At 64.4% G+C, this 22,986-nt stretch carries 22 protein-coding genes; 9 read left to right on the top strand and 13 right to left on the bottom strand.

Annotated features, from left to right (window positions below):
• Positions 1 to 18 precede the first annotated feature (18 nt).
• Entirely contained in the window at positions 19 to 1,392 is a 1,374-nt protein-coding gene (locus BLQ58_RS14395) for a class-II fumarase/aspartase family protein (RefSeq protein WP_092598998.1), read from the bottom strand.
• Between the two features lie 145 nt (positions 1,393 to 1,537).
• Between BLQ58_RS14395 and BLQ58_RS14390 the strand changes: the two genes are divergently transcribed.
• Entirely contained in the window at positions 1,538 to 2,272 is a 735-nt protein-coding gene (locus BLQ58_RS14390) for a GntR family transcriptional regulator (RefSeq protein WP_092598996.1), read from the top strand.
• A 365-nt stretch (positions 2,273 to 2,637) separates the two neighbouring features.
• Positions 2,638 to 2,850, top strand: a complete 213-nt coding sequence (locus tag BLQ58_RS14385; protein ID WP_254775966.1) for an H-NS family nucleoid-associated regulatory protein — start codon at positions 2,638 to 2,640, stop codon at positions 2,848 to 2,850.
• 291 nt (positions 2,851 to 3,141) lie between these two features.
• On the opposite strand, the gene flgL is transcribed toward BLQ58_RS14385, so the two are convergent.
• From flgL to flgB, 11 genes are all read right to left on the bottom strand, one after another.
• Positions 3,142 to 4,374 carry a flagellar hook-associated protein FlgL gene (gene flgL / locus BLQ58_RS14380; RefSeq protein WP_092598990.1) on the bottom strand — a complete coding sequence of 411 codons (1,233 nt, stop codon included), beginning with the start codon at positions 4,372 to 4,374 and terminating at the stop codon, positions 3,142 to 3,144.
• Positions 4,375 to 4,417: 43 nt separating this feature from the next.
• Positions 4,418 to 6,328: a flagellar hook-associated protein FlgK gene (gene flgK, locus BLQ58_RS14375; protein WP_092598986.1), complete on the bottom strand. Its 1,911-nt coding sequence runs from the start codon at positions 6,326 to 6,328 to the stop codon at positions 4,418 to 4,420.
• 243 nt (positions 6,329 to 6,571) lie between these two features.
• Positions 6,572 to 7,594, bottom strand: coding sequence for a flagellar assembly peptidoglycan hydrolase FlgJ (flgJ, locus tag BLQ58_RS14370; RefSeq protein WP_092598983.1), 1,023 nt, complete (start codon positions 7,592 to 7,594; stop codon positions 6,572 to 6,574).
• Positions 7,594 to 8,778, bottom strand: a complete 1,185-nt coding sequence (locus BLQ58_RS14365) for a flagellar basal body P-ring protein FlgI (protein ID WP_092598980.1) — start codon at positions 8,776 to 8,778, stop codon at positions 7,594 to 7,596. The genes flgJ and BLQ58_RS14365 overlap by 1 nt, the downstream gene beginning before the upstream one ends.
• Positions 8,779 to 8,785: 7 nt before the next feature.
• Positions 8,786 to 9,490, bottom strand: a complete 705-nt coding sequence (flgH, locus tag BLQ58_RS14360) for a flagellar basal body L-ring protein FlgH (RefSeq protein ID WP_092598977.1) — start codon at positions 9,488 to 9,490, stop codon at positions 8,786 to 8,788.
• Between the two features lie 8 nt (positions 9,491 to 9,498).
• Entirely contained in the window at positions 9,499 to 10,284 is a 786-nt protein-coding gene (flgG, locus tag BLQ58_RS14355; protein WP_092598974.1) for a flagellar basal-body rod protein FlgG, read from the bottom strand.
• Positions 10,285 to 10,339: 55 nt separating this feature from the next.
• Entirely contained in the window at positions 10,340 to 11,083 is a 744-nt protein-coding gene (gene flgF, locus BLQ58_RS14350) for a flagellar basal-body rod protein FlgF (RefSeq protein WP_092598971.1), read from the bottom strand.
• Between the two features lie 26 nt (positions 11,084 to 11,109).
• Positions 11,110 to 12,357 (bottom strand): flagellar hook protein FlgE, encoded by a 1,248-nt coding sequence (gene flgE, locus BLQ58_RS14345; RefSeq protein ID WP_092598968.1) that lies wholly within the window; start codon positions 12,355 to 12,357, stop codon positions 11,110 to 11,112.
• Positions 12,358 to 12,426: 69 nt separating this feature from the next.
• A complete protein-coding gene (locus tag BLQ58_RS14340) occupies positions 12,427 to 13,095 on the bottom strand; it encodes a flagellar hook assembly protein FlgD (protein ID WP_092598965.1) in 669 nt (222 codons plus the stop codon).
• 48 nt (positions 13,096 to 13,143) lie between these two features.
• A complete protein-coding gene (gene flgC, locus BLQ58_RS14335; RefSeq protein ID WP_092598962.1) occupies positions 13,144 to 13,551 on the bottom strand; it encodes a flagellar basal body rod protein FlgC in 408 nt (135 codons plus the stop codon).
• A 13-nt stretch (positions 13,552 to 13,564) separates the two neighbouring features.
• A complete protein-coding gene (flgB, locus tag BLQ58_RS14330) occupies positions 13,565 to 13,981 on the bottom strand; it encodes a flagellar basal body rod protein FlgB (protein ID WP_066742590.1) in 417 nt (138 codons plus the stop codon).
• Between the two features lie 421 nt (positions 13,982 to 14,402).
• Here flgB and flgA point away from each other — a divergent pair, with 421 nt between their 5' ends.
• From flgA to BLQ58_RS14300, 7 genes are all read left to right on the top strand, one after another.
• Positions 14,403 to 15,176 carry a flagellar basal body P-ring formation chaperone FlgA gene (gene flgA, locus BLQ58_RS14325; RefSeq protein ID WP_092598959.1) on the top strand — a complete coding sequence of 258 codons (774 nt, stop codon included), beginning with the start codon at positions 14,403 to 14,405 and terminating at the stop codon, positions 15,174 to 15,176.
• A 247-nt stretch (positions 15,177 to 15,423) separates the two neighbouring features.
• The gene (gene flgM, locus BLQ58_RS14320; RefSeq protein WP_175459923.1) at positions 15,424 to 15,741 is read left to right on the top strand and encodes a flagellar biosynthesis anti-sigma factor FlgM; all 318 of its coding nucleotides are present in this window, start codon (positions 15,424 to 15,426) and stop codon (positions 15,739 to 15,741) included.
• Positions 15,742 to 15,748: 7 nt separating this feature from the next.
• A complete protein-coding gene (locus BLQ58_RS14315) occupies positions 15,749 to 16,213 on the top strand; it encodes a flagellar protein FlgN (RefSeq protein ID WP_092598953.1) in 465 nt (154 codons plus the stop codon).
• A gap of 171 nt (positions 16,214 to 16,384) precedes the next feature.
• The gene (locus tag BLQ58_RS29160) at positions 16,385 to 16,555 is read left to right on the top strand and encodes a hypothetical protein (protein ID WP_175459908.1); all 171 of its coding nucleotides are present in this window, start codon (positions 16,385 to 16,387) and stop codon (positions 16,553 to 16,555) included.
• Between the two features lie 150 nt (positions 16,556 to 16,705).
• Complete coding sequence (locus tag BLQ58_RS14310) at positions 16,706 to 17,734, top strand: FUSC family protein (RefSeq protein WP_092599488.1); 1,029 nt, start codon at positions 16,706 to 16,708, stop codon at positions 17,732 to 17,734.
• A 99-nt stretch (positions 17,735 to 17,833) separates the two neighbouring features.
• Positions 17,834 to 18,733 carry a YihY/virulence factor BrkB family protein gene (locus BLQ58_RS14305; RefSeq protein ID WP_092598950.1) on the top strand — a complete coding sequence of 300 codons (900 nt, stop codon included), beginning with the start codon at positions 17,834 to 17,836 and terminating at the stop codon, positions 18,731 to 18,733.
• A 319-nt stretch (positions 18,734 to 19,052) separates the two neighbouring features.
• Positions 19,053 to 21,296 carry an NADP-dependent isocitrate dehydrogenase gene (locus BLQ58_RS14300; protein ID WP_092598947.1) on the top strand — a complete coding sequence of 748 codons (2,244 nt, stop codon included), beginning with the start codon at positions 19,053 to 19,055 and terminating at the stop codon, positions 21,294 to 21,296.
• A gap of 284 nt (positions 21,297 to 21,580) precedes the next feature.
• On the opposite strand, the gene BLQ58_RS14295 is transcribed toward BLQ58_RS14300, so the two are convergent.
• On the bottom strand, positions 21,581 to 22,939 hold the full coding sequence (locus BLQ58_RS14295) for a hypothetical protein (protein ID WP_092598944.1): 1,359 nt from the start codon (positions 22,937 to 22,939) through the stop codon (positions 21,581 to 21,583).
• Between the last annotated feature and the right edge of the window lie 47 nt (positions 22,940 to 22,986).

The following is a 22,986-nucleotide window of genomic DNA, read 5'->3' as shown; positions in this document are numbered from 1 at the left end:
CACCCGGGCCGTTCGGCCTCAGGCAACTTCTTTGGACAGGGCAATCGCGCGGTCAACCATCTGCGGCGCCAGGCCCAGGTAGTTGGCCGGGTCCACCATCTGCTCGACGGCGGCGCGATCGAAATGGCGGGTGACCTCGGGAAGCGCCAGCAGCGCCTCCGCCAGCGTGCCGCCGGACGCGTTGACGGTACGGCAGGCGTCGTAGACCACGTCGTGGGCCTGCTGGCGGCCAATATGCGGCGCCATGCGCATCATCACGGCCTCGGCCACGATCAGGCCCTTCGAGATGCCCAGGTTGTGCTGCATGCGGTCGGTGTCGACGATCAGGCCGCCCAGCGCAAACCTGGCCTGGTGCAGCGCGCCGGACGTCAGGATGAAGCTCTCGGGAATGGCGATCCATTCCGCATGCCACGGGCCGGTGGCGCGCTCAAAATCCTGCACCATGGCGTCCACCATCAGCCCGGCATGCTGGCGCACGGCCTTGGAGGCGGCCAGCATCAGTTCGCTGGAAATCGGGTTGCGCTTCTGCGGCATGGTGCTGCTGGCGCCACGGCCTTTCACGAACGGCTCGTAGACCTCGGCAAACTCGGTGGACGCCATGATCATGATGTCGAGCGCGATCTTGCCCAGCGATCCGGTGACCAGGGCCAGCAGGTTGACCGCCTCGGCAAATCCGTCGCGAGCCACATGCCAGGTGGTGGCCGGCACGCCCAGGCCCAGCTCCTGGGCCAGCGCCTGCTGCACGTCAAAGCCCTTGTCGCCCAGCGATGCCAGCGTGCCGGCGGCCCCGGCAAACTCGACCACGGCCACGCGCGGACGCAGTTCGGCGATGCGCTGCTGGTGGCGGTCGAACATGGCCAGCCAGATCGCGGTCTTGTAGCCGAACGTCACCGGCAACGCCTGCTGCAGATGGGTGCGGCCCGCCATCGGTGTGTCGCGGTGCCTGATGCTGAGGTCGGCCAGGATGCCGCGCAGTTCGCGGATATCGGCATCGATGCTGTCCAGCGCGTCGCGCACCTGCAGCGCCACGGCCGAGTCCATGATGTCCTGCGTGGTGGCGCCCCAGTGCACGTAGCGGCCAGCTTCGCCACACATTTTCACGAGCTGGTGTACCAGCGGCAGGATTGGATAGCCGACAATGTCGGTTTCCTCGCGCATGTGGTCGAAGTCGATGCGGTCGATGCGCGATTCGCGGGCGATGACTTCGGCCGCATCGGCCGGGATCACGCCCACGCGGGCCTCGGCGCGGGCCAGCGCCACTTCGACGTCGATGTAACGCTGGACCAGCGCGCCATCGGAAAAGATCTGCCGCATTTTCTGCGTGCCGAAGGCATCGCGGAACAGCGCGGAGTCGACAACGGTACTGGCGGCGGGGATGGAAATCGGGGTCATGGTGCTACCTTGTGGCGATCAGACAGGAGTCTTAATATGTTCGAACATATCGAGCATTAAATATGTTCGAACATATTAAGAAAATGAGGGTTAACCCGCGTCAGCGTTTGTGCGCCGCCGCAAAAATGCGATGCGTCAGGCTTGTATGAGCAGATCCAATTCCGCTGAAATCACCCGCCAGTTGCTGGATGGCATTACGTCGGGCCGCTACCCGGTGGGCGGGCTGCTGCCCACCGAATTCGAGTTGTGCGAGCAGTTCCAGGCCAGCCGCTACACCATCCGCGCCGTGCTGCAGGAGTTGCAGGATCTGGGGCTGGTGTCGCGCCGCAAGAACGTCGGTACGCGTGTGGAGACATCGCGGCCGCGCGCCGCGTTCCGCCCGACGCTGGCGTCGGTGGACGACCTGATGCAGTTCAGCGAGGAGCACCGGCGCGTGGTGCAGTCGGTGGAAATCGTGTCGGTCACCGGCGATGCGGCCAAGGACATCGGCTGCGCGGAAGACACCCGGCGCCTGCGCGTGTCCAGCGTGCGGATGCGCGACGCCGCCAGCGCCACGCCCATCGCGTGGACGGACATCTATATCGACCCGGTCTACACCGACATTGCCGAGGCCGTGTACCAGTTTCCGGGCGAACTGGTCAGTTCGCTGCTTGAGAGCCGGCACGGAAAACACATCGCGGAGATCGAGCAGGTCGTGCGCGCGTCAACGCTGGCCGACCCGCGCATCAGCAGCGCATTGCATATCGAGCCCGGTGCTTCCGTGCTGAAGATCGTGCGGCGCTACATAGACGACGCAGGCGAGACGTTCGAAGTATCGGTGACCGTGCATCCGGCAGACAGCTTTGCCGTGTCGATGCGGCTCAAGCGTTCGACCGGCTAATTCTAGGCTCAAGGCCCTCATCGCGATCTAAGCCGCTTACGATGACTCATCTGGGATCCTGGGCAGTCATCCCATGACTCCTGCTCCGATGGCCGAGATGGGTTCGGTAGCGGCCCCCGGCTTCAGGAAGCCCACGCCCCGACTCGCACAGGGCCGAGATCGGCGAGGAGCGGCCGCTCGACGGACCACCCGATATGGTCAACAATGTCGGCACTCTTCGGGCCGATAGGCGGTAGACAAGTGTGCGTTATCGTTGCGTTGCTTGCTATGCTAGTTAGCAGCCTTGCTTGGGCTGGCTACGATGTTCACATCACGCGAAAGGCGTTTTGGGCGAATACTTCGGGCGAGAAAATTTCACTCGAGCAGTGGAAGGCGTATGTCCTTGTCGACCCGCAAGTGGTGAACCCCGAAAAAAAACGGGTCAACAGAAGGACGTCCGTCGGCAATCCGACCGTCTAGTCGTCGCGCGGCGTGCAAAATTCATGGACCCAGTGACGGGGAAGACGTGGACAGGCCAGGGACGTCGTCCCAAATGGCTCGAAGGTCGGGAAGATGCGTACAGAATCGGGGGCTTCTGAAGGCGTAGTCCTAGTACACGCCAACAACTCGAAACTGTCCTATATTTTGCGGTAGCGGACTGCAGATTGCTCCGTCTTGGAGCGCGGAAACATGCTCTGGAAGCGCTGAAAATTTCGGGCGGGCAAGACCCTCCGGGAGGATCGCCGCCAGCAGCGCAAGAATCCTGCAAGCCCTAGAGCCGGCGCGCCTTTCCGGGCGATTTCGCCGACATTTGCAGAGCTCTTTCTAGGGCTTTGCATAACCCTGTTCCGGCACGACAACAAGAGGTGACGCCAGGCCACCTCACGACATCATCCCAGGAACCTGAACAGGTTCATTTGCTGGATCTGCATGAAGGATTGCTGCGCACCCTGCAGTGCCGTCTGGCGCTGGTAATACTCGGTAATGGCCGATGCGTAATCCAGTTCGGTCAGGTCGGAGAGCGTCTTGGAATTGCTCAGGTCGCGGTTCGAACCGATGGTGTCCAGCGCATCGAGTTCGTTCATGCGCGAACCCACCGACGCACGCACCGTCAGCACGTTGTCCAGCGAATTGTTGTTCTGGCGCAGGCCGGTCGAGATCGCGTTCTGCAGGTTGGCCGCGGCCACGTCCTGGGCAGTGCCCGAGTCGATCGGCGTGCGCAGCGCGGTGATCACGTCCTTCAGGTTCGTGAACATGTCGGCGCCTGCCTGCTGGGCCGGTTGTACCAGGAACGTGTCGTTATTGGCGGGCGTACCCTTGATCGAGAACGACACGCCGGCCACGTTGATGGAGCCGCCATCGACGTAGTTCGTCGCGGGGCCGACGGGGTTGCCCGTGGTCTGGTCGTTGACGGTGTATTGCGTGACGCCGGCAGCGACCGAGAACGTCACGCTCAGCTTGTGGCCGTACAGTGCGTTGCTCGGATCGGTCACCGAAATCGCGCTGAAGGTGCCCGTGCCGGCGTTGGCGCTGTTGCCCTTGATGACGTAGCCGGCATTGGCCGTGACGGTCTGGAAGATCTCCGCACCGTTGTTGCCGGCTTCCATCTGGCGCGCCACGTCCACCTGCAGCAGCTGGTGGCCGGTGTCGCCCTGGTACGTGAGGTTGCCGGCGGCATCGGTCACGAATGGGGCGGTGCCAGTCTTCAGGCCCGCGAACAGGTAGTTGCCGTTGCCGTCATCGGCGTTGGCCAGGCCCACCAGCTGGTCGTACTGGCCTTGCAGGGCCGTTGCCAGCGATGCGCGATCGTTGTCGCTCAGCGTGCCGTTACCGGCGTTCACCAGCAGCGACTTGATGTTCTGCAGCACGGTGGTTACCGTCGACAGCGTGTTTTCTTCCAGTCCCAGCGAAGCATTGGCCTGTTTGCGCGATGCGGTGTACTGGCCGTTCACGGCGACCGATTGCGACACGCCCAGGGCGCGCGTGGCCGCGACCGGGTCGTCCGACGGCGTCAGCACGCGGCGGCCGGTAGCCAGTTGCTGCTGCACGTGCAGCAGGTTGGACTGCTGGCTGTTCATCGAGGACAGGCCCTGGTGATACAGGGTGGAGGTTGCGACGCGCATGGCGTGATTCCTTCTTTTCCGGTGTTGTCAGGGGAGTCCGCGATCAGCCGATGCTGACCAGCGTGTCGAAGATCGTGCTGGCCGCCTGAATGACCTTGGCGTTGGCCTGGTACAGCTGCTGGAACTTCAGCAGGTTCACGGTTTCCTCGTCCATGTTCACGCCCGACACCGACTGCTGGGCCGTGTAGATCTGGTCCGTGATGCTGTCCTGCGATGCCGACGCGATGTCGGTCGACTTGGCCTTGCTGCCCACGTCGTTGACCAGCTGGGCATACGCGTCATTGAAGCTCGACGTGCCGTTGATGGTCTTGGCGGTCTGCAGCTTGGCCAGCTTGAGCATGTTGCCGTTGTCGGCCACCGCGCCCGTGTTGTTCGACAGCGTGAACTGGTCGCCATTCTTCGGCGTGCCGTTCAGGCTGAACGTCATGTTGTTGATCGTGATATCCGTACCCGTGGCCGTCGTGGTCACAACAGGCGCAGGGGCCAGCGGATTGCCGGTGACGGAATCCACGATCACGTAGGCGCCAGCGGTGTACGTGACCTTGACCGGGTTGGTCAGCAGCGAGTAGCCCGGCGTCACGTTGGACAGCGACGCCTTGACCGTGCCGGTGTTCTGCGTGTTGGCGTCCACGCGTGCCGGCGATGCCGCGGCGATCTTGGCCGGATCGGTGATCAGCGAGTTGAAGCTCGACGCAACGTTGCGCGTTGGCTGGATCTCGAACGAGTCGTTCGGATTCATCGGCGCGCTCAGCGTGATGTTCATGCCGTCCGCCGTGAAGGTCGGCAGCGCCGGCCCCGGGAAGCTCTGCACGACCACATTGTCGGTCTTGCGCGTCAGCGAGTACTGGCCGCCCACGAAACTCAGCGTGTAGTCGCTGGTGGTCAGATTACCGGCGTTGGTGATCGTCGCGGTGACCACCGAGTTGGACGTGTTGTTGTCGTTCGCGTAGACCACCGGCGAACCCATGGCAAACATGTCGGTGCCGATGGCGCCGTTCAGGTCGATACCGAGCTTGTGCTGGGCATTGAACGTCTGCCCGATGGCCAGCGAGATGCGGCCGATGGCGCTTTGCGCCGTATCCAGCGTCTCGCTGCGGAAGCGCATCAGGCCGCCGATGGAGCCGCCGCTGATCGCGCCGGGTTCGGCCTCGATCGAATTCGACGTGCCCGGAATCGTGTAGGCGATGACCGTGCGGCTGGGATCGGCTGCCGAAGCCACGGCCTTGATGTCGTACGAATCGCTGCCCATCACCAGCGGCTGGCCATTGCCCACGAACACGTTGTACGTGCCGCCGTCCTGCACCACCACCTTGGCGCCCACCAGTTCGGTCAGCTTTGCTACGGCCTGGTCGCGCTGGTCAAGCAGGTCGTTAGGGGGCTGGCCGCCGGCGGAGGCGGTCATGCGCGTGATTTCCTTGTTCAGGCTGGCGATCTGCTTGGTGTAGTCGTTGACCTGCGTGACCGACGACTGCAGCTGGGTGTTGATGCCGTCCTGCAGCTGCTTGAAGTAATCGCTCGACGACTTGATCTGGCCGGCCAGTGCCTGCGCCGACGAGATCAGGCCCTGGCGCGTGGCCGGGTCCGAGGGCGTGTCCGACACGGCCTGCACGGCCGCGAAGAACTTCTGCATCAGCGGCGCCAGGCCGCCCTTCTCGTCTGCCAGCAGGTTGTCGATCTGGCGGATCTGATCCGAGTACGTCGACAGGTCGTAGCTGGACGACGTGGCACCACGCAACTGGCCGGTCAGGAAGCTGTCGTACACGCGCTGCACGGTGACCGTGTTCGAGCCCATGCCGTAGAAGCCCGAACCAGTGGCCTGGCCGCCGGCCGACGCGATGATCGTGTTCTGGCGCGTATAGCCCGCGGTGGCCGCGTTGCTGAAATTGTGGCCGACCGTGGTAAGCCCGTTCTGGGCGACGTTCAGGCCCGACAGACCGATATTAAACAGAGACATGTTTGTCTGACTCCGGATCGAATGGCTAGCCAGCGGCGAACGGCCGACGGCGGTGGATGTGTTGGTTATCGGCGGAAATGCCGCGCGACTTTAGCGGCGCAATGCTTTGAAATACACGGCATTTGTGAGCAATCACTCTCATGAGAATGCAGTGCAGAAGCGCAAACAGCGCGACCGCTAAACGGTCACGCTGGATGGGGAACGGGGCGGCGACGTATGCTGCAGTCATCACCGCCGGCGCCGTCAGGTCGAGACTTTCTTCATGATCCGCACGAGCTTCTCGCCGTAGGCCGGATCGGTGGCGTAACCCGCGCGCTGCAGGCCATGGGCGGCTTCCTCGGCGTTCGAGGCGGTCACCACGCCCGCATAGCGCGGGTTGTTGCTGATCAGCTTCGCGTAGTCGTTGCAGGCTTCCTCGTACGAACCGTAGGCGCGGAACTTCGCGCGCACCTTTTGCGGCTGGCCGTCCACATATTCGGTGGTCAGGATCTCGGTGGTCGGTCCCTTCCAGTTGGCGCCTGCCTTGATGCCGAACACGTTGAAGGTGCTCGAACCATCGGGATTGCGGATTTCCCGGCGGCCCCAGCCCGACTCCAGCGCGGCCTGGCCCACGATCAGCTTGGCCGGCACGCCCGAGGCGCGCGACGCCGCCATGGCCGGCTCGGCCATGCGATTGACGAAGTTGCTGATGTGCTCCGGGGAGTCGTCCGGCAACTGGCCAAGCTGGTTCTGGCCATTGCCTTGCCAGTCGGCCTGGTTCTGGTACTGGCGCACGCCGGCGGTCGGGTTCCATGCCGCGCCCGGCAGCGTGGTGCCGATGGGCGGCGGTCCGTCGGCGTCGGTGGCGCCGCGGCTGTCGAGCATCTGCGCCATTTGCGCGTCGCGCAAGCTCGCGCCCGTGATCCCGCCGGCGCCGTTCATGCCTGCGGGCAGTTGCGTGCCCGTGGCGCGCGCCAGCTGGCGAATCATGACATCGGCCAGGCCGATGCCGCGCGACGACAACTGCTGCGACATCTGCTGGTCCATCATCGACATGTAGAGCTTGGTCTGCTCGTTGTCGAAAAGGCCATCGGACGGCGTGGCGTCGCGCATGCTCTTGAGCACCATCTGCGTGAACACCGCCTCGAACTGTTTGGCAGCGGCCTGCAGCGTCGTCGAATTGTTGCCGGCGCGAGCCTGGTTCTTGAGCGACTCGAACCCCTGCGTATCCAGGGCGAATCGCTGCGAGATATCGGCCTGGCCGCCAAGCGTGGTACCCGCCGACATCAGATGATCTCCAGTTCGGCGCGCAACGCGCCGGCGGAGCGCATGGCCTCCAGGATGGTCTGCAGGTCGGCCGGCGTGGCGCCCAGCGCGTTCAGCCCCTTGACCACGGCAGCCAGAGAAGCGCCCGCCTTGACGATCTGCAGCGAACCGCCGTCACGCTTGAGGTCGATCTGCGACACCGGCGCCACCACGGTCTGGCCCTGACTGAACGGTGCCGGCTGGCTGATCACCGGCTGCGTATTGATGACCACCGACAGGTTGCCGTGCGCAATCGCGCAGTCTTCCACGGTGACCGCCTGGTTCATCACGATCGAGCCGGTCCGGGCGTTCAGGATGACCTTGGCGGCGGCCTTGGCCGGCGTCACGTCGATGTTCTCGATACGTGCCATGAAGCCCACGCGTGCGGTCGGCGTCTGCGGCATGCGAACCTGCACCACGCGGCCGTCCATCGCGGCGGCGGTGCCCGGGCCCATATTGCGGTTGATCGCCTCGACCACGCGTTCGGCCGTGCCGAAGTCGGTGTCTTTCAGCTCCAGGTTCGTGAAGCCGTTTTCGGGCTGGAACGACGCCACGGCACGTTCCACAATCGCGCCGTTGGCGATACGGCCCACGGCCAGCTGGTTGATCTGCACCTTGCTGCCGTTGGCCGACGCGCCCGCGCCGCCCACCAGCATGTTGCCCTGGGCGATGGCGTAGACCTGGCCGTCGGCGCCCTTGAGCGGCGTCATCAGCAGCGTGCCGCCGCGCAGGCTCTTGGCGTTACCCATCGACGACACCACCACGTCCATCTGGCTGCCCGGCTGGGCATAGGCCGGCAACGTGGCGGTGACCATCACGGCGGCCACGTTTTTGAGCTGCATGTTCTTGCCGGCGGGCAGCGTAATGCCCAGCTGCGACAGCATGTTGCTCAAGCTCTGCGTGGTGAACGGCGTCTGCATGGTCTGGTCACCGGTATTGTCCAGACCCACGACCAGGCCATAGCCCACCAGCGGGTTGTCGCGCACGCCCTGGAACGTCGCCAGGTTCTTCAGGCGTTCCGCATGCGCGGCGCCTGCGCCCAGACCCAGCACGAGCAGGAGCAGCAGGCAGGCAAAAGATACCGCGCGACCTGAGCGGGAAAGACGGCCGGGCGGGTTGCCAAAATACGAGCCTGGCTTGTGGAAAGGCATCGGAGGCAGAAACATGGCGGGATCAGTACGGTAAGACATTGAGGAAGAAACGCTGCAGCCAGCCCATGTTCTGCGCCTCGTCGATATACCCCTTCGCGGTGTATTCGATGCGCGCATCCGCCACCTGGGTGGACGGTACTGCGTTGTCGCCGGTGATCGTGCGCGGATTGACCACGCCCGAGAAACGAATGAACTCCGCGCCCTGGTTGATCGCCATCTGCTTCTCGCCGGACACCACCAGGTTGCTGTTGGGCAGCACCTCGATCACCGTCACGGTAATCGTGCCGTTGAAGGTGTTGGCGGCGCTGGCGCCGCCCCCGGCCTTCAGCGAGTTGGCGCCGTTGATGTCGGCGTTCTGGCTCGTGCTGAACAGCCCGCTCAGGGCGCGCGGTACCGCATTGAACGCCAGCGCGGTGCTGCCGGTGCGGTTGGCGTTGGTGGCAGAGTTCTTGCTCGCGTTGACGTTCTCGCTGATCACGATCGTGAGAATGTCGCCAACGTTACGCGGCCGCCGATCCTCGAACAGCGGATTTCCCGCGTACGAGGATGCGTAGATCGAGCCCGTGGCAGGGGCCATCGCGCGCGGCTCGGCGCGCGCGGTGGTGGGCATCTGCACAAGCGGCTCCCTGGGCATCATCGCGCAGCCGCCGCTTGCCAGCGCGGCCAGGCCGACGATGACACGAACGACGATTGTGCTGATGCGATACTGCGTGGCGGCCATGATCATTCCCATTCTTAGCCCATCTGGCTCAGACGCTGCAGCATCTGGTCCGAGGTCTGCACCGCCTTGCTGTTGATTTCGTAAGCGCGCTGGGTCTGGATCATGCTGACCAGCTCTTCCACCACGTTCACGTTCGAAGCTTCGACGTAGTTGTTCTGCAGCGTGCCGGCGCCGTTCAGGCCAGGCACCGACGTGTTGGGCGCGCCCGAGGCATCGGTCTGCACGTACAGGTTTTCGCCCAGGCTTTCGAGGCCGGCCGGGTTCGGGAACGTGGCGACCTGGATCTGACCCACCGTAGCGGCGTTGGTCGAGCCCGGCTGCATCACGGTCACCGTGCCGTCGCGTGCGATGTTCACCGACGTGTAGTTGGCCGGCAGCGTGATGGCCGGGTTCAGCACGAAGCCGCTGGACGTCACCAGCTGGCCGTTCGGATCCACCTGGAACGAACCGTCACGCGTGTACGAGGTGGTGCCGTCCGGCATCGTCACCTGGAAGAACCCCTGGCCGATGATGGCCACGTCGCGCGAATTGCCCGTCTGCGTCGGGTTGCCTTGCGTGTGGATGCGTTCCGTGGCCACAGGGCGCACGCCGGTACCCAGCTGCATGCCCGACGGCAGCACGGTCTGGTCCGACGACAGCGCGCCCGGCTGGCGGATCGTCTGGTACATCAGTTCCTCGAACACCGCGCGGCTGCGCTTGAAGCCCGTGGTCGACACGTTGGCCAGGTTGTTCGAGATCACGTCCATCTGCGTCTGCTGCGCATCGAGGCCGGTCTTGGCGATCCAGAGAGAGCGAATCATGGAGTTTTCCTGGTTCGAGAGTTCGTTGTGCGCGCGACGGGTGCCGCGCGCGTCATCAGTTGTTCGACAGCAGCGAATTGGCCCGCTGGTCGTTCGTATCGGTGCTCGAGATCATCTTCATCTGCATCTCGAAGCGGCGCGCGTTGGCGATCATGTCCACCATGGCCTCGACCGGGTTGACGTTGCTGCCTTCGATCGCGCCGGAAATCACGCGCACGTTGGGGTCCTGCTGCAGCGCGTCCACGCCGGGACGCAGGCGGAAGTAGCCGTCGTCGCCACGCGCCAGCCCTTCGGGCGGCGGCGTCACCACGCGCAGCTTGCCCACCTGGGCCAGGCCGTTGGCGGCCTCGCCCGGGCCGCGCGCCACGATGCTGCCATCGGTACCGATCGACACCGTCGAGCCGGGCGGCACGGCGATCGGGCCGCCGTCGCCCAGCACGGGCCGGCCGGCCGACGTCTGGAGCTGGCCGTCGGCCGACACCTGCAGCGAACCGGCGCGGGTGTAGGCCTCGGAACCGTCAGGCATCTGCACCGCCAGCCAGCCGTTGCCCTGCAGCGCCACGTCGAGATCGCGGCCGGTGTAGGTCAGCGGGCCGGCCTTCATGTCGGCGCCGGGCGTGGACGCAAGCGTGAACGCCCGCGTCTGCATTTCCTGGCCCTGCACCGGGACGGCCCGGTACAGGTTCACCTGCGCCTTGAAGGCGGGCGTCGAGGCGTTGGCCAGGTTGTTCGATACCGCGGCCTGCTGGTCGAGTATCTGCTTGGCGCCCGACAGGGCGGTGTAAAGCATGCGGTCCATGGCGAGTGCGTCTGGCTAGGCGTCGATCAGATGTTCACCAGGGTCTGCAGGACGGTGTCCTGCGCCTTGATGGTCTGTGCGTTGGCCTGGTAGTTGCGCTGCGCCACGATCAGGTTCACGAGCTGGCCGGAAAGGTCGACGTTCGACTCTTCCACGGCGTTCGACTTCAACGTACCCATCGCACCGCCTGCCGTACCCAGCAGTTCCTGGCCCGACGCGCCGGTGGCGGACCACACGTTGTCGCCTTCCGGCTTCAGGCCTTCGACGTTGCCGAACGATGCCATGGCGATCTGGCCCAGCGACTGGGTCTTCTCGTTCGAGTACGAGCCCAGGATCGTGCCGTCTTCCTGCACCGAGAAGCCCAGCAGCGCGCCCGATGCATAACCGTCCTGGACGATCTTCTTCGGGTCGTTGTCCGAACCGAACTGCGTGGAGCCGGTCAGGTCCAGCGTGGCCGACATCGCGGCAGCGCCGTTCTTGGGCGGCAAGGCAACCGTCGCCAGCGCGGCCGGCGTGACCATCTTGCCGTTGTTGTCGAATTCGACGGGAATGGCCGCGGGCGCCGCAGGCGTGGGGTTGCCCACGGGCGTGCCGTCCGGCAACGTCAGGTACATGTTCCAGATCGTGCCCTGGGTGTTAGGGGCGGCAGGCGTGGTGTTGGTCTTGGCGAAATACGCCGTCAACTGCTGCTTGTTGCCCAGCGAGTCGTACACCGTGATCGACGTGCTGTAGTTGAACATCGCCGAGGTCGGCGGGTTGCCCGCACTCGAGGTAAACGCCGGGTTGGTCGGCAGCGCGCTGCGCGAATCGAGCTGGAACTGGGCTTCGATCTTGGTCGTCGGCTGCGGATTCATCTGCGCGTTGCTGATGACGATCGGTTGCGGTGCCACGCCGCCGGCGGTGGTGCCTGCCGGGTAGCCCGTCACCTGCAGGCCGGTGGCGTTCACCAGGCGGCCGTCGTCCAGGCGGTTCAGCTGGCCGTTACGCGAGTAGAACACCGAGCCGTCGGTGTTCGTCAGGCGGAAGAAGCCGTTGCCGTTGCTGATGGCCACGTCGAGGTTACGGCCCGACGTCGAGATGTTGCCGTTGGTGAACGACTGCACGACGGCGTTCACACGCGTGCCCAGGCCGATCTTCGAACCTGCGTACACGTCCGCGAACTGCGCGGTCGATTGCTTGAAACCAACGGTGTTCGCGTTGGCGATGTTGTTACCGATCACGTCCAGGTTGGACGCCGCGGCGTTGAGGCCGCTTACCCCTTGACCAAAACCCATGATGTTTCCCCTAAGTAGGCTGTCGTTCGTGAAATGCCCGCGCGTATGCCCGGACCGGGTGATTCGTTATCAGGAAATGCGGCGCACGTCGTCCACGTTGGCTTTCTTGCCGTCGCCCAGTTCCACCAGCACGCCCGAGCTGTCGCCGCTGATGGCCTGTACCTTGCCGTAGACCAGCGCGATCGGCGCCACGTCCTTGCCGTTGGCGGTGGCGGCCACCTTGAAGGTGTAGTCGCCGTTTTCCACGGCGTTGCCCTGGTCGTTCTTGCCGTCCCAGGCGATGTCGTGCACGCCGGCGGTCTGGCCCTTCATGTCGATGTTGCGCACCACGTTGCCGTTCTTGTCCAGCACCTGCACGGTGACGGCATCGGCCGTCGACGGAATGTCCACGCCGATCTTGCCGACGGCACCGTCGGCCACGCTCACGGTGGAGCCCGGCACCATCACGGTCTTGCCGATCAGGCTGGCGGAATCCATGGCGCGGCTGGCGGCGGTCTGCGTCAGCAGCTGCGTCATGGTTTCGTTCATGGTCTGCAGGCCGCTCACGGTGCTGATCTGCGCCAGTTGCGACGTCAGCTGCGCGTTGTCCATCGGATTGAGCGGATCCTGGTTGTTCATCTGCGTGACCAGCATCTTCAGGAAGTTGCTTTGCAGGTCGGCGGCGCTGGCGCTGCCGCTTTGCAGGGCCTGGTTCACACCCGAGTTGGAGGTGCTGTTGCCTACGGAGGAAGTTGCCATGGTTGTGCGGTTGATTCCGGAAGAGATTTCGATCGGGACTTGCTGCCGTTACTGACCGATGGTCAGCGTCTTGAGCATCATGTTCTTGGCGGTGTTGAGCACCTCCACGTTGGCCTGGTAAGAACGCGACGCCGAGATCATGTTGACCATCTCTTCCACCGGGTTCACGTTGGGCATCGTCACGTAGCCGTTGGCGTCGGCCAGCGGATGCGTGGGGTTGTGGATCATCCGCGCGGGCGCGGAATCCTCCATTACGCCGGCCACCTGCACACCGCCCACGTCGGACTGCCCGGGCGTGGGTGCCATCTCGAAGATGACCTGCTTGGCGCGATAGGGCTGGCCGTTCGGCGCCACGGCGCTGTCGGCGTTGGCCAGGTTCGACGCCGTGACGTTCATGCGCTGCGACTGCGCGGCCATGGCCGAGCCGGCCACGTCGAAAATGTTCATGGAAGCCATGGTGTCTCTTTCCTTACTGCTGGATCGCGGACAGCATCGTCTTGATCTTCGAGCTCATCACCGTCAGGCCCGCTTCGTAGTGCACCGTGTTGTCGGCAAACGCCACGCGCTCGGTGTCCATTTCCACGGTGTTGCCGTCGATGCTCGACTGCAGCGGAATGCGGTACTGCAGGTCGCGGTCGCTCGTGCTCATGGCCGGCGCCTGGGCGGGCAGATGACGCGCGGACGTGGTCGACAGCGACACGCCGTCGCGCTGCTGGTTGCCGCGCTCCACCGACTGGGCCAGCGTGCTGGCGAAGTCGAAATCGCGTGCCTTGTAGCCCGGCGTATCCGCGTGGGCGATGTTGGAGGCAATTACCCCTTGCCGCTGGGTCCGCAGGCTCAGTGCTTCCTGCTGGAAGCGGAACGCCGCATCGAGTCTGTCCATGATGTCTGCCTTTCCTGCAATGGCTTCATTTCGGGGAGAGAGCCGCCGTAGACCTGGGTATACCTGCTGGACACCGCCGGTCGGGCTTCTTCAGGGTTGCCATCTTAGGGGCCGGGTTGTCACGCCAATCGTCTGAATAGGGACGAGAAACCTGTGCATTTCCGGTTCGGCTTCTCGCGCGAGCCTGCCTACAATGGGTCCCACTGACTGGCATGGCCGGGCGCCGCATCGCGGTGCCAGGCGGCGCCGCGCAAGGCGCTCCGGTCAGCGCGCGGCACGGCTCCATTCACGGTGGGCACGCGGCGCGCGACGTTTACAGATGTTCAACTGTTGTGCGACGGCATCGCACGCCTGACGGGTATACGCGGCACGCCGCCAGACGCCCCGGCAATCGCTGCCGTCTCCATCCTTGCTGGGATGCCCTATGAATTTCCATCGACAGGCCGCCGCGCTGATGGCACTGACCGGCATGGCGCTGGCGGGTCCGGTACTGGCCGCCGCGCAGGTCACGCCGGTCACGCCGGTCACGCCGGTCGCGCCGCCGGGCGCCGCCCAGGCGCAGGCCGCCCGCAATCCTTTTGCCAACGACGATCCCGCGCGGGTTGCCGTCGAACAGTTCCTGCTGCGCCAGTCCATCGGGCTGCCGGGCAAGGTCAGCGTGCAGGTGGTGCCGCCCTCGGGCGGCCGCGCGCCCGAATGCGTGGACCCCGAACCGTTCCTGCCCGCCGGTGCCGCGCCGTATGGCCGCGTCAACGTGGGGCTGCGCTGCGGCGGCGAACGTCCCTGGACGCGCTATATGCAGGCCCGAGTGTCAGTGCTGACTGACTACTACGTGGCCGCGCGCGCCATGGGCCCGGGGGAAACCGTTACCGTGGCGGACCTCGAATTGCGCCAGGGCGACCTCGGCGCGCTCCCGCGTGCGGTGGTGACGGATCCGTCGCAACTGGAAGGGTCGGTCGTGGCCAACCGCATCGCGGCCGGCTCGCCGATGCGCACCGACCTGATCAGGAAGCCGATCGCCGTGAAGTCCGGACAGACCGTCAACGTGACCGTGATGGGGGATTCGTTCCAGTTGTCGAGCGAAGGCAAGGTGCTGACCGACGCTGCCACGGGCAACCCGGTGCAGGTGCGTCTGCGCAATGGCCAGGTGGTCAGCGGCGTAGTCCGCAGCGGCGACACGGTCGTGCTGCAGCAGTAAGCTTCAAGCAGCCAATAAGTCACTTTTTTTGGCGTTTCGCAGTAACGGGAAGTTAGTCATCACACGGGCTGGGATCCCCGAAACAGCAGGAAGCAGACAGCCGTTTCAACCGGCGCAGGCGGACCGTGCGAGAATGCGGGCCAACTGCTCCGGGATCGACCCGAATACCCGCGAGCCCTCCGGCGAACAGCCTAAAGTTTCCGGTGGTCAGGTCGATAACCCAGAGGAACCCAGCAAGGATTTCACCGTGAAGATCAACAACTCCACTCCGTCCCGGCCCGCCGACACTGCGGCTACCGAAGGCAACGCCCGTGCGGGCGCCAACGGTGCCACGTCTACGGACCCCTCCGCCCTGACCGGCGTGCGCGTCAGCCCGCTGGCCGCACAGGTGCGCGACATCGGTACGCGCCTGATGCAGGACAGCGATAGCGACATCGACGCTGCCAAGGTTGCGGAAGTCCGTCAGGCCATTGCGGAAGGCCGGATCAAGATCGATCCAAGCAAGATCGCCGATGGCCTGCTCGCCTCTTTGCATGAGCTGAGCCAGGGCGGTAGCCAATCCTGAACCTGACATGAGCCAAGCTGCGCTGATCCAGTCCCTTTCGGTTGAAGCCAACGCCATCGCCGCTTTCGGGCGCGCCCTCTCTGAAGAGCGCGACGCCATCAAGCGGCAGGATTTCCAGGCACTGAGCGAACTGCTCAACAAGAAGATGGAACTGGCTCAGGCGCTGACCCGCGCCTCGGCCTCCCGCGAGGCGCAGATGATCGCGCTTGGCCTGCGCGTCGGCGACGGCGGCCTGCTGGTGGGCCGCGAAGTCGAACCGGCTGTCACCGAGGCATGGCGCAAGGTGGTGTTCTTCGCCCACAAGGCCAACGACGCCAACGACCTGAATGGCGCCATCGTCAATGCCCATCTGGAATTCACGCAGGAAGCCATTCAGGTGCTGCGCCAGGGCGGCATGGGACCGAACGAGATGTACGGCCGCGATGGGAAGGCCCAGGCGGCCGCCAGCGGCGTGAGCCTGGCGGCAGGCTGAAGCGTCATCTCGCGCCCTCGGCGCGTCAGAGCCTGCCTACGTCAGGCTCGGCCATTGCCTGATCGCAAACGGCAGGCATCCTCCCTACATTGACATTGAGCCACCCGCTGTTGCCTGCCCGGCGCAGCGGAGTGACGTCCGGCAACCAAAACAACCTCCGGAGGTACAGCCATGTCATTCCTGCTCTATGTAATCGGCCTCGTGGTGCTGGTAGGCGGCATCGCCTGGGGGCTGTCCGTGGCCGGCGTCGCGCACGTCTACATCGGCATCGCCTGCGTGATCGTGCTCGGCATCGGCATCATGATGGCGGTGTCGCGTACCCGCGCCAAAGACCCGTCCTGATTGCCACGGCTGGCTGACACCGCCGTGGATCTCGATCGCCCGACGCCGGGGCTTGCCCGGCCCGCCCAGCCGCAGAATGTAAACATTGCGGAACATGGGCCCCGCTCTATACACTCGAAGCGTTCAGATCTCCGCACGGTGATCGCCGCCATGTTCGAGGCACTGCGAAAAACAACCAGCGCGCTGCTAGACCCCGACCGACGATTCCGGCAGGCCCGCATCTTCCACGCCACGCGCGTGGCGCTGGCCCTGCTGGTGTCGATTGCGCTCACCACCGGCATCGACATCCCCCACGGCGAATGGGCCACCATTACCGTCCTGGTGGTCATCGGCGGGCTGCAGCACCATGGCAATATCCGCCGCCGGGCGGCCGAACGTGGTGCCGGCACGCTGATCGGCGCGCTGATCGGGCTATTTCTGATCATCCAGGAAACCTACTTCGGCATCCCCACACTGACATGGGGCCTGATGGCCGTCATCTGCGGCTACTGCGCGTACCACGCCGTAGGCAAAGGCGGATACATCGCCCTGCTTGCAGCGGTGACCGTGGTCATCACCGCAGGCCACGGCAACCAGGACGTTTATGACGCGCTGTGGCGCACCGTGGACGTCCTGATCGGCACCGCCATCGCGCTGGTCTTCTCGTTCGCATTTCCGGCGTATGCGTCATATTCCTGGCGGTTCAAGCTGGCCAGTCTGCTGCGTGCCTGCGCTGCGGTGCACGCGAAGATCGAGCGCGGCGAGCGCGACGAGAAGGAGCGGCAGCAGGACATGATGAAGCTGTCGGGCCTCCTGGTGCAAATGCGCAGCCTGATTCCATCGGTGTCAAAGGAAACCAAAGTGCCGACAGCCGATCTGGAAGAGGTTCAGCACAGCGCCCGGGTCTGCATCAGCGCCCTGGAGATGCTGGCCGCCATCGACCCCGACGCCACCGAGGAAACCCGCGGCGAGCGCAATATCCGCGACCTGCTGCTGGAAATGGCGTCCGCGCTGGAAGCCGCCGACGAGACGATGGTGCACCAGCACGCCTCGCTGCCGTCCCCGCACCCCGACGACCCGTCGATCGGGCACAGCTCCCATGCCTTCCTGACGCTGCAGCTTTCGGCCGAACTGGCACACCTGCGCGATCACCTGTCGAGAATGGCCGCGCAAACCCGGTTTCCGTACGGAGGCCACTGAACGGCCGCCGCCACGCTGGCGGGCCATGTCAGACAACATCCCCTTGCCTTGTGCGCTGCCCTCGGCCACATTGAGGGCACCCCGTCCCGGTGTGCCGCCATGCAACTCCTCGACGCCCGCATCCGCCTGGTGCTTCGGCACCCCTGCCGTTTCCTGCTCGATGCACTGGTCCACTTTCGCGCCAACCAGGGCCTGCTGCTGGCCGGCGCCGTGGCCTACTACGCGCTCCTGTCCATCGTGCCGCTGCTGATCCTGATGCTGATCGGGCTGTCGCAACTGGTGGACCCCGTCGAACTGCTGGAAACCGTGGAGCGCTATCTCGAATGGCTGTTGCCGGGGCAATCGCACGCGCTGGTCACGGAACTGGCCCGGTTTCTCAACAATCGTGGCGTTATCGGCTGGGTGCTGGCAATCACCATGGTTTTCTTCAGTTCGCTGGCATTCACGGTGCTGGAGAACGCGATGTCGGTGATCTTCATCCATCGCGTGGCCATCCGGCGACGCCATTTCCTGGTGTCCGCGATCCTGCCCTACTGCTACATCCTCGTGCTCAGCGTAGGCCTGCTGATCGTGACCATCGTGGCGGGCGGCCTGCAGACCATCGGCGAACGGCATCTGGAGGTACTGGGTCACGACTGGTCGCTGGGCCGCCTGTCCGGCTGGCTGCTGTATGGGCTGGGTTTCCTGGGCGAGATCCTGCTGCTGACGTCGATCTACCTGGTGATGCCGGTCGGCCGGCTATCGGTGCGGCATGCGCTGGTCGGCGCGGTCTTTGCAGCCGTCCTCTGGGAAATCTCGCGCCATGTGCTGGTCTGGTACTTTTCGACACTTTCCCAGGTTGGCAAGGTCTATGGATCGCTGACCACAGCCATCGTGGTGCTGCTCAGCCTGGAGATCGCCGCCACGCTGCTGCTGTTCGGCGCGCAGATCATTGCCGACTTCGAGCGGGGCGGCGACGCGCCCCGGATGGCTCACGGCGGCGGGACCTTTCACACGTGACCACTATCGCAATAAGTTGCTTAACGATCACACAACGCGTTCGAATACCCGAGCACCTTACTCGAACTCTTCTATAAGACATAAGAATCGAGAATTTTGCAGGTTCCGGATTCCGACCTAAATTAATGAACTTGCATGCAATTGCTTGCTGAAGCCGGAAAGATACGCAAAGCAACGTTGAATGCCACTGCATACAGCACACAAATTTCACATGAAGGAGCGTACCTCCGCCATGCAAAATCAGGCAAAATTCAAATCTTGCCCCGCACCGCGACCCGGGCGTGGCATTTCCCAACCCGAATTTGATGCGAGATAAGCGATGAGTAACCAGCAGCCCACCATCATCTACACCCTAACCGACGAAGCTCCGCTGCTGGCCACCAGTGCCTTCCTGCCTATCATCCGCACGTTCACCGGCCCGGCCGGCGTTAACGTGGTAACCAGCGACATCTCGGTGGCTGGCCGTATCCTGGGCGAATTCCCCGAATACCTGACCGAAGAACAGCGCGTGCCGGACAACCTGGCCGAACTGGGCCGTCTGACGCAAGACCCGGACACCAACATCATCAAGCTGCCGAACATCAGCGCCTCGGTGTTCCAGCTGGTCAGCGCGATCAAGGAACTGCAGTCCAAGGGCTACAAGATTCCCGACTTCCCGGAAGATCCGAAGACCGACGAAGAGAAGGCCATCCAGAAACGCTACTCGAAGTGCCTGGGCAGCGCCGTGAACCCGGTGCTGCGCGAAGGCAATTCGGATCGCCGCGCCCCGGCCGCCGTCAAGAATTACGCGCGCAAGCACCCGCACAGCATGGGTGAGTGGAGCATGGCCTCGCGCACGCACGTGGCCCACATGAAGCATGGCGACTTCTACCACGGCGAAAAGTCGATCACGCTCGACCGCGCACGCGAAGTCCGCATGGAACTGGTGACCAAGAGCGGCAAGACCGTGGTCCTGAAGCCGAAGGTCGCGCTGCAGGACGGCGAGGTCATCGACAGCATGTTCATGAGCAAGAAGGCCCTGCTGGCCTTCTACGAAGACCAGATGGAAGACGCGCGCAAGACCGGCGTCATGCTGAGCCTGCACGTCAAGGCGACCATGATGAAGGTGTCGCACCCGATCGTGTTCGGCCACGCCGTCAAGGTCTTCTACAAGGACGCCTTCGCCAAGCACCAGAAGCTGTTCGACGAACTGGGCGTGAACGTCAACAACGGCCTGGTGGACCTGTACACCAAGATCGAGGCGCTGCCCGAGTCGAAGAAGGAAGAAGTCATCCGCGACATGCACGCCTGCCACGAACATCGTCCGGAACTGGCGATGGTGGATTCGGCCAAGGGCATCTCGAACCTGCACGCGCCGAACGACGTGATCGTCGACGCGTCGATGCCCGCCATGATCCGTATCGGCGGCAAGATGTGGGGCGCCGACGGCCGCACCAAGGACACCAAGTGCCTGATCCCTGAATCGACGTTCGCCCGCATCTATCAGGAAATCATCAACTTCTGCAAGACCAACGGCGCATTCGACCCGGTGACCATGGGCACGGTGCCGAACGTCGGCCTGATGGCGCAGAAGGCTGAAGAGTACGGTTCGCACGACAAGACGTTCGAGATTCCCGAAGACGGCGAAGCCCGCATCGTCGACAACGCCACCGGCGAAGTGCTGACGGCGCTGACGCAGCAGGTCGAGCAGGGCGACATCTGGCGCATGTGCCAGGTCAAGGACGCGCCGATCCGCGACTGGGTGAAGCTGGCCGTCACGCGCGCCCGCAACTCGGGCATGCCGGCCGTGTTCTGGCTGGACCCGTACCGTCCGCACGAGGCCGAGCTGATCAAGAAGGTGGAGACCTACCTGAAGGATTACGACACCAAGGGCCTGGACATCCAGATCATGTCGCAGGTGCGCGCCATGCGTTACACGCTGGAACGCGTGATCCGCGGCCTGGACACCATCTCGGTTACCGGCAACATCCTGCGCGACTACCTGACCGACCTGTTCCCGATCATGGAACTGGGCACCAGCGCCAAGATGCTGTCGATCGTGCCGCTGATGGCCGGTGGCGGCATGTACGAAACGGGCGCGGGCGGTTCGGCACCGAAGCACGTGCAGCAGCTGGTGGAAGAAAACCATCTGCGCTGGGATTCGCTCGGCGAATTCCTGGCCCTGGCCGTATCGCTGGAAGAACTCGGCATCAAGTCGGGCAACAACCGCGCGAAGGTGCTGGCCAAGACGCTGGACGCTGCAACCGGCAAGCTGCTGGACAACGCCAAGAGCCCGTCGCCGAAGACCGGCCAGCTCGACAACCGCGGCAGCCAGTTCTACCTGGCCATGTACTGGGCTCAGGAACTGGCCGCGCAAACGGAAGACGCCGACCTGGCGAAGACGTTCGCACCGCTGGCCAAGACGCTGACGGAAAACGAGAAGACCATCATCGGCGAACTGGGCGACGTACAGGGCAAGCCGGTGGACATCGGCGGCTACTACAAGCCGGACGAAGCCAAGCTCGAAGCCATCATGCGCCCGAGCAAGACGCTGAACGCCGCACTGGAAGCGGTCAAGGGCTAAGCGCCTGATCCGACCAGCCGTCATGCGGGCTGCCCGGCAGCCTGCAAGACGGGGAAGCACCCAACGAAACGCCCCGCGGCAGAGATGCCCCGGGGCGTTTCTTCTGGCTGGCCGCCTGCCTGGCCTGGCACCCGACGGCTTCACCCGGCTGGGCCAGTTTCACTTCACGCCGGCCGTCACCGCCGCCCGGAAACAGTCCTCGGCCAGCCTGGGCCCTCCTGGCAAGACGCCCCGGGCATCGCCGCGCCGGGGCGTTCAGGCATCGCTCATGTCGTGCTTCGGCGTCAACCGGACTTGCTGCACTTGCCCTGGACCAGCGCTGCTACCGTCACGTTCGTGTCGACGATCGGCACCTGGATCTCGGCGAAATAGGCCATCGTGGTGGCGTCGAGTGGCAGAAATACCTGCGAGCGTGTGCCGACGGTACCCACTGGCACCGTCCATTCGGTGGACATGATGCCGTTGATGGCTGTCAACTGCGCGATTCCGCCTACCGAGTTCCTGGCGACATTCGTATGGAGCGGGGTCGCGGTATGGGTGGCCATGTCCGTGACTTCGCCATCGGCGGAAATCGTGAACACGTTGGACTGCATCGCGCCATCCAGGTAGACAGGCAAGCCAAGCCCTGCGGGCCGCAGATATGACACTGCCGGCTGCGAGCACGTCCAGCGCCCTGCCACCTGCGCGGCGGTCAGCGTCTGCACGGGGCGGAAGATCGCGGTACCGGTGATCGGGTTGCCCATGTTGTTCGGGTAAATCATGTCCAGGTAGAGCGTCTGTATGCCGCCGTTGGTCTGCAGCGTGAACAGGCGCCCCTGGAACTGGCCGCCCAGCGTCAGCTCGTACGCGCCGGGGTAGCGGGTCTGGTCTGCCAGCGTCAGACTGCCGGGCAGCCCGTTGACACAGGTGTCGCTGTAGTCGGCCTGGCACATGCGAACCGACCCATCGGCGTTCACCCGCATCTGGCTGCCGATACCGTTCTGCCCCTGCAGGTTGCCGCTTGTCGCGTAGTACGTGGATTGCGTGGTGATCAGGCTGTACGTGCCGGCCAGGCTGGCCGGCGTGGAACCCGCCGATACGCTGCTGGCGCTGATATGCCCCGACAGCTTGCCCCCGCCCAGCTGTTTGGGCAACCCGGCAATCTCGCCGGTCAAGGTCGTGCCCGACACCGTGAACGTCGCCGTGATCGATCCGAGCAACGCCGACACGAAAGCCGGCGGCGGATCGGCGCCGTCTGCGGCGAGATTGGCAACGGTGTAGACACCGCCATTGTTCGTATAGTCGCCAATTAGCGTGCCGCTCAGGCCGAAAGCGGAATCCGCAAAGCGGATCTTGAGCTTGCCAGCCGCCGGGGCATCGAGCGTAATGGCGATCGTGTCCCCAAAACTGATGACGCCCAGGTAGGTGACAGCAGCGGGCGTCACCGATCCGCCGCCATCTCCGGTGCCGCCCGTACCGCCGTTGCTGCCAGTCCCGCCCGTGCCCCCGCCGCCGGATCCCGTCGATCCATTGCCGGCATTGCCGGCATTGCTTCCGGCCGCGCTGCTTCCCCCATCGCCCCCGCCGCACCCGGCCAAAGCCAGGCTGACGATCCATGCACCCGCCAGTGCAACCAATGCCCGTTGCGTCGTCGCAATCTTCATGCTGCCCCTCTTCCCCGTCTGTTGTTTTGGTGCATGCACGTTTTGCG

This window comes from Ralstonia sp. 25mfcol4.1 (assembly GCF_900104095.1).
In the GTDB taxonomy this organism is placed as follows: Bacteria; Pseudomonadota; Gammaproteobacteria; order Burkholderiales; family Burkholderiaceae; genus Cupriavidus.
This window is presented reverse-complemented; position numbering and strand designations above follow the sequence as displayed.

Bases quoted from the DNA above. Each gene is read 5' to 3' on its own strand.
- BLQ58_RS14395 (WP_092598998.1), bottom strand. From the start codon at position 1,392: ATGACCCCGATTTCCATCCCCGCCGCCAGTACCGTTGTCGACTCCGCG.
- BLQ58_RS14390 (WP_092598996.1), top strand. From the start codon at position 1,538: ATGAGCAGATCCAATTCCGCTGAAATCACCCGCCAGTTGCTGGATGGC.
- flgL (WP_092598990.1), bottom strand. From the start codon at position 4,374: ATGCGCGTCGCAACCTCCACCCTGTATCACCAGGGCCTGTCCTCGATG.
- flgK (WP_092598986.1), bottom strand. From the start codon at position 6,328: ATGTCTCTGTTTAATATCGGTCTGTCGGGCCTGAACGTCGCCCAGAAC.
- flgJ (WP_092598983.1), bottom strand. From the start codon at position 7,594: ATGTCGGCGGGTACCACGCTTGGCGGCCAGGCCGATATCTCGCAGCGA.
- BLQ58_RS14365 (WP_092598980.1), bottom strand. From the start codon at position 8,778: ATGTTTCTGCCTCCGATGCCTTTCCACAAGCCAGGCTCGTATTTTGGC.
- flgH (WP_092598977.1), bottom strand. From the start codon at position 9,490: ATGATCATGGCCGCCACGCAGTATCGCATCAGCACAATCGTCGTTCGT.
- flgG (WP_092598974.1), bottom strand. From the start codon at position 10,284: ATGATTCGCTCTCTCTGGATCGCCAAGACCGGCCTCGATGCGCAGCAG.
- flgF (WP_092598971.1), bottom strand. From the start codon at position 11,083: ATGGACCGCATGCTTTACACCGCCCTGTCGGGCGCCAAGCAGATACTC.
- flgE (WP_092598968.1), bottom strand. From the start codon at position 12,357: ATGGGTTTTGGTCAAGGGGTAAGCGGCCTCAACGCCGCGGCGTCCAAC.
- BLQ58_RS14340 (WP_092598965.1), bottom strand. From the start codon at position 13,095: ATGGCAACTTCCTCCGTAGGCAACAGCACCTCCAACTCGGGTGTGAAC.
- flgC (WP_092598962.1), bottom strand. From the start codon at position 13,551: ATGGCTTCCATGAACATTTTCGACGTGGCCGGCTCGGCCATGGCCGCG.
- flgA (WP_092598959.1), top strand. From the start codon at position 14,403: ATGAATTTCCATCGACAGGCCGCCGCGCTGATGGCACTGACCGGCATG.
- BLQ58_RS14315 (WP_092598953.1), top strand. From the start codon at position 15,749: ATGAGCCAAGCTGCGCTGATCCAGTCCCTTTCGGTTGAAGCCAACGCC.
- BLQ58_RS29160 (WP_175459908.1), top strand. From the start codon at position 16,385: ATGTCATTCCTGCTCTATGTAATCGGCCTCGTGGTGCTGGTAGGCGGC.
- BLQ58_RS14310 (WP_092599488.1), top strand. From the start codon at position 16,706: ATGTTCGAGGCACTGCGAAAAACAACCAGCGCGCTGCTAGACCCCGAC.
- BLQ58_RS14305 (WP_092598950.1), top strand. From the start codon at position 17,834: ATGCAACTCCTCGACGCCCGCATCCGCCTGGTGCTTCGGCACCCCTGC.
- BLQ58_RS14300 (WP_092598947.1), top strand. From the start codon at position 19,053: ATGAGTAACCAGCAGCCCACCATCATCTACACCCTAACCGACGAAGCT.
- BLQ58_RS14295 (WP_092598944.1), bottom strand. From the start codon at position 22,939: ATGAAGATTGCGACGACGCAACGGGCATTGGTTGCACTGGCGGGTGCA.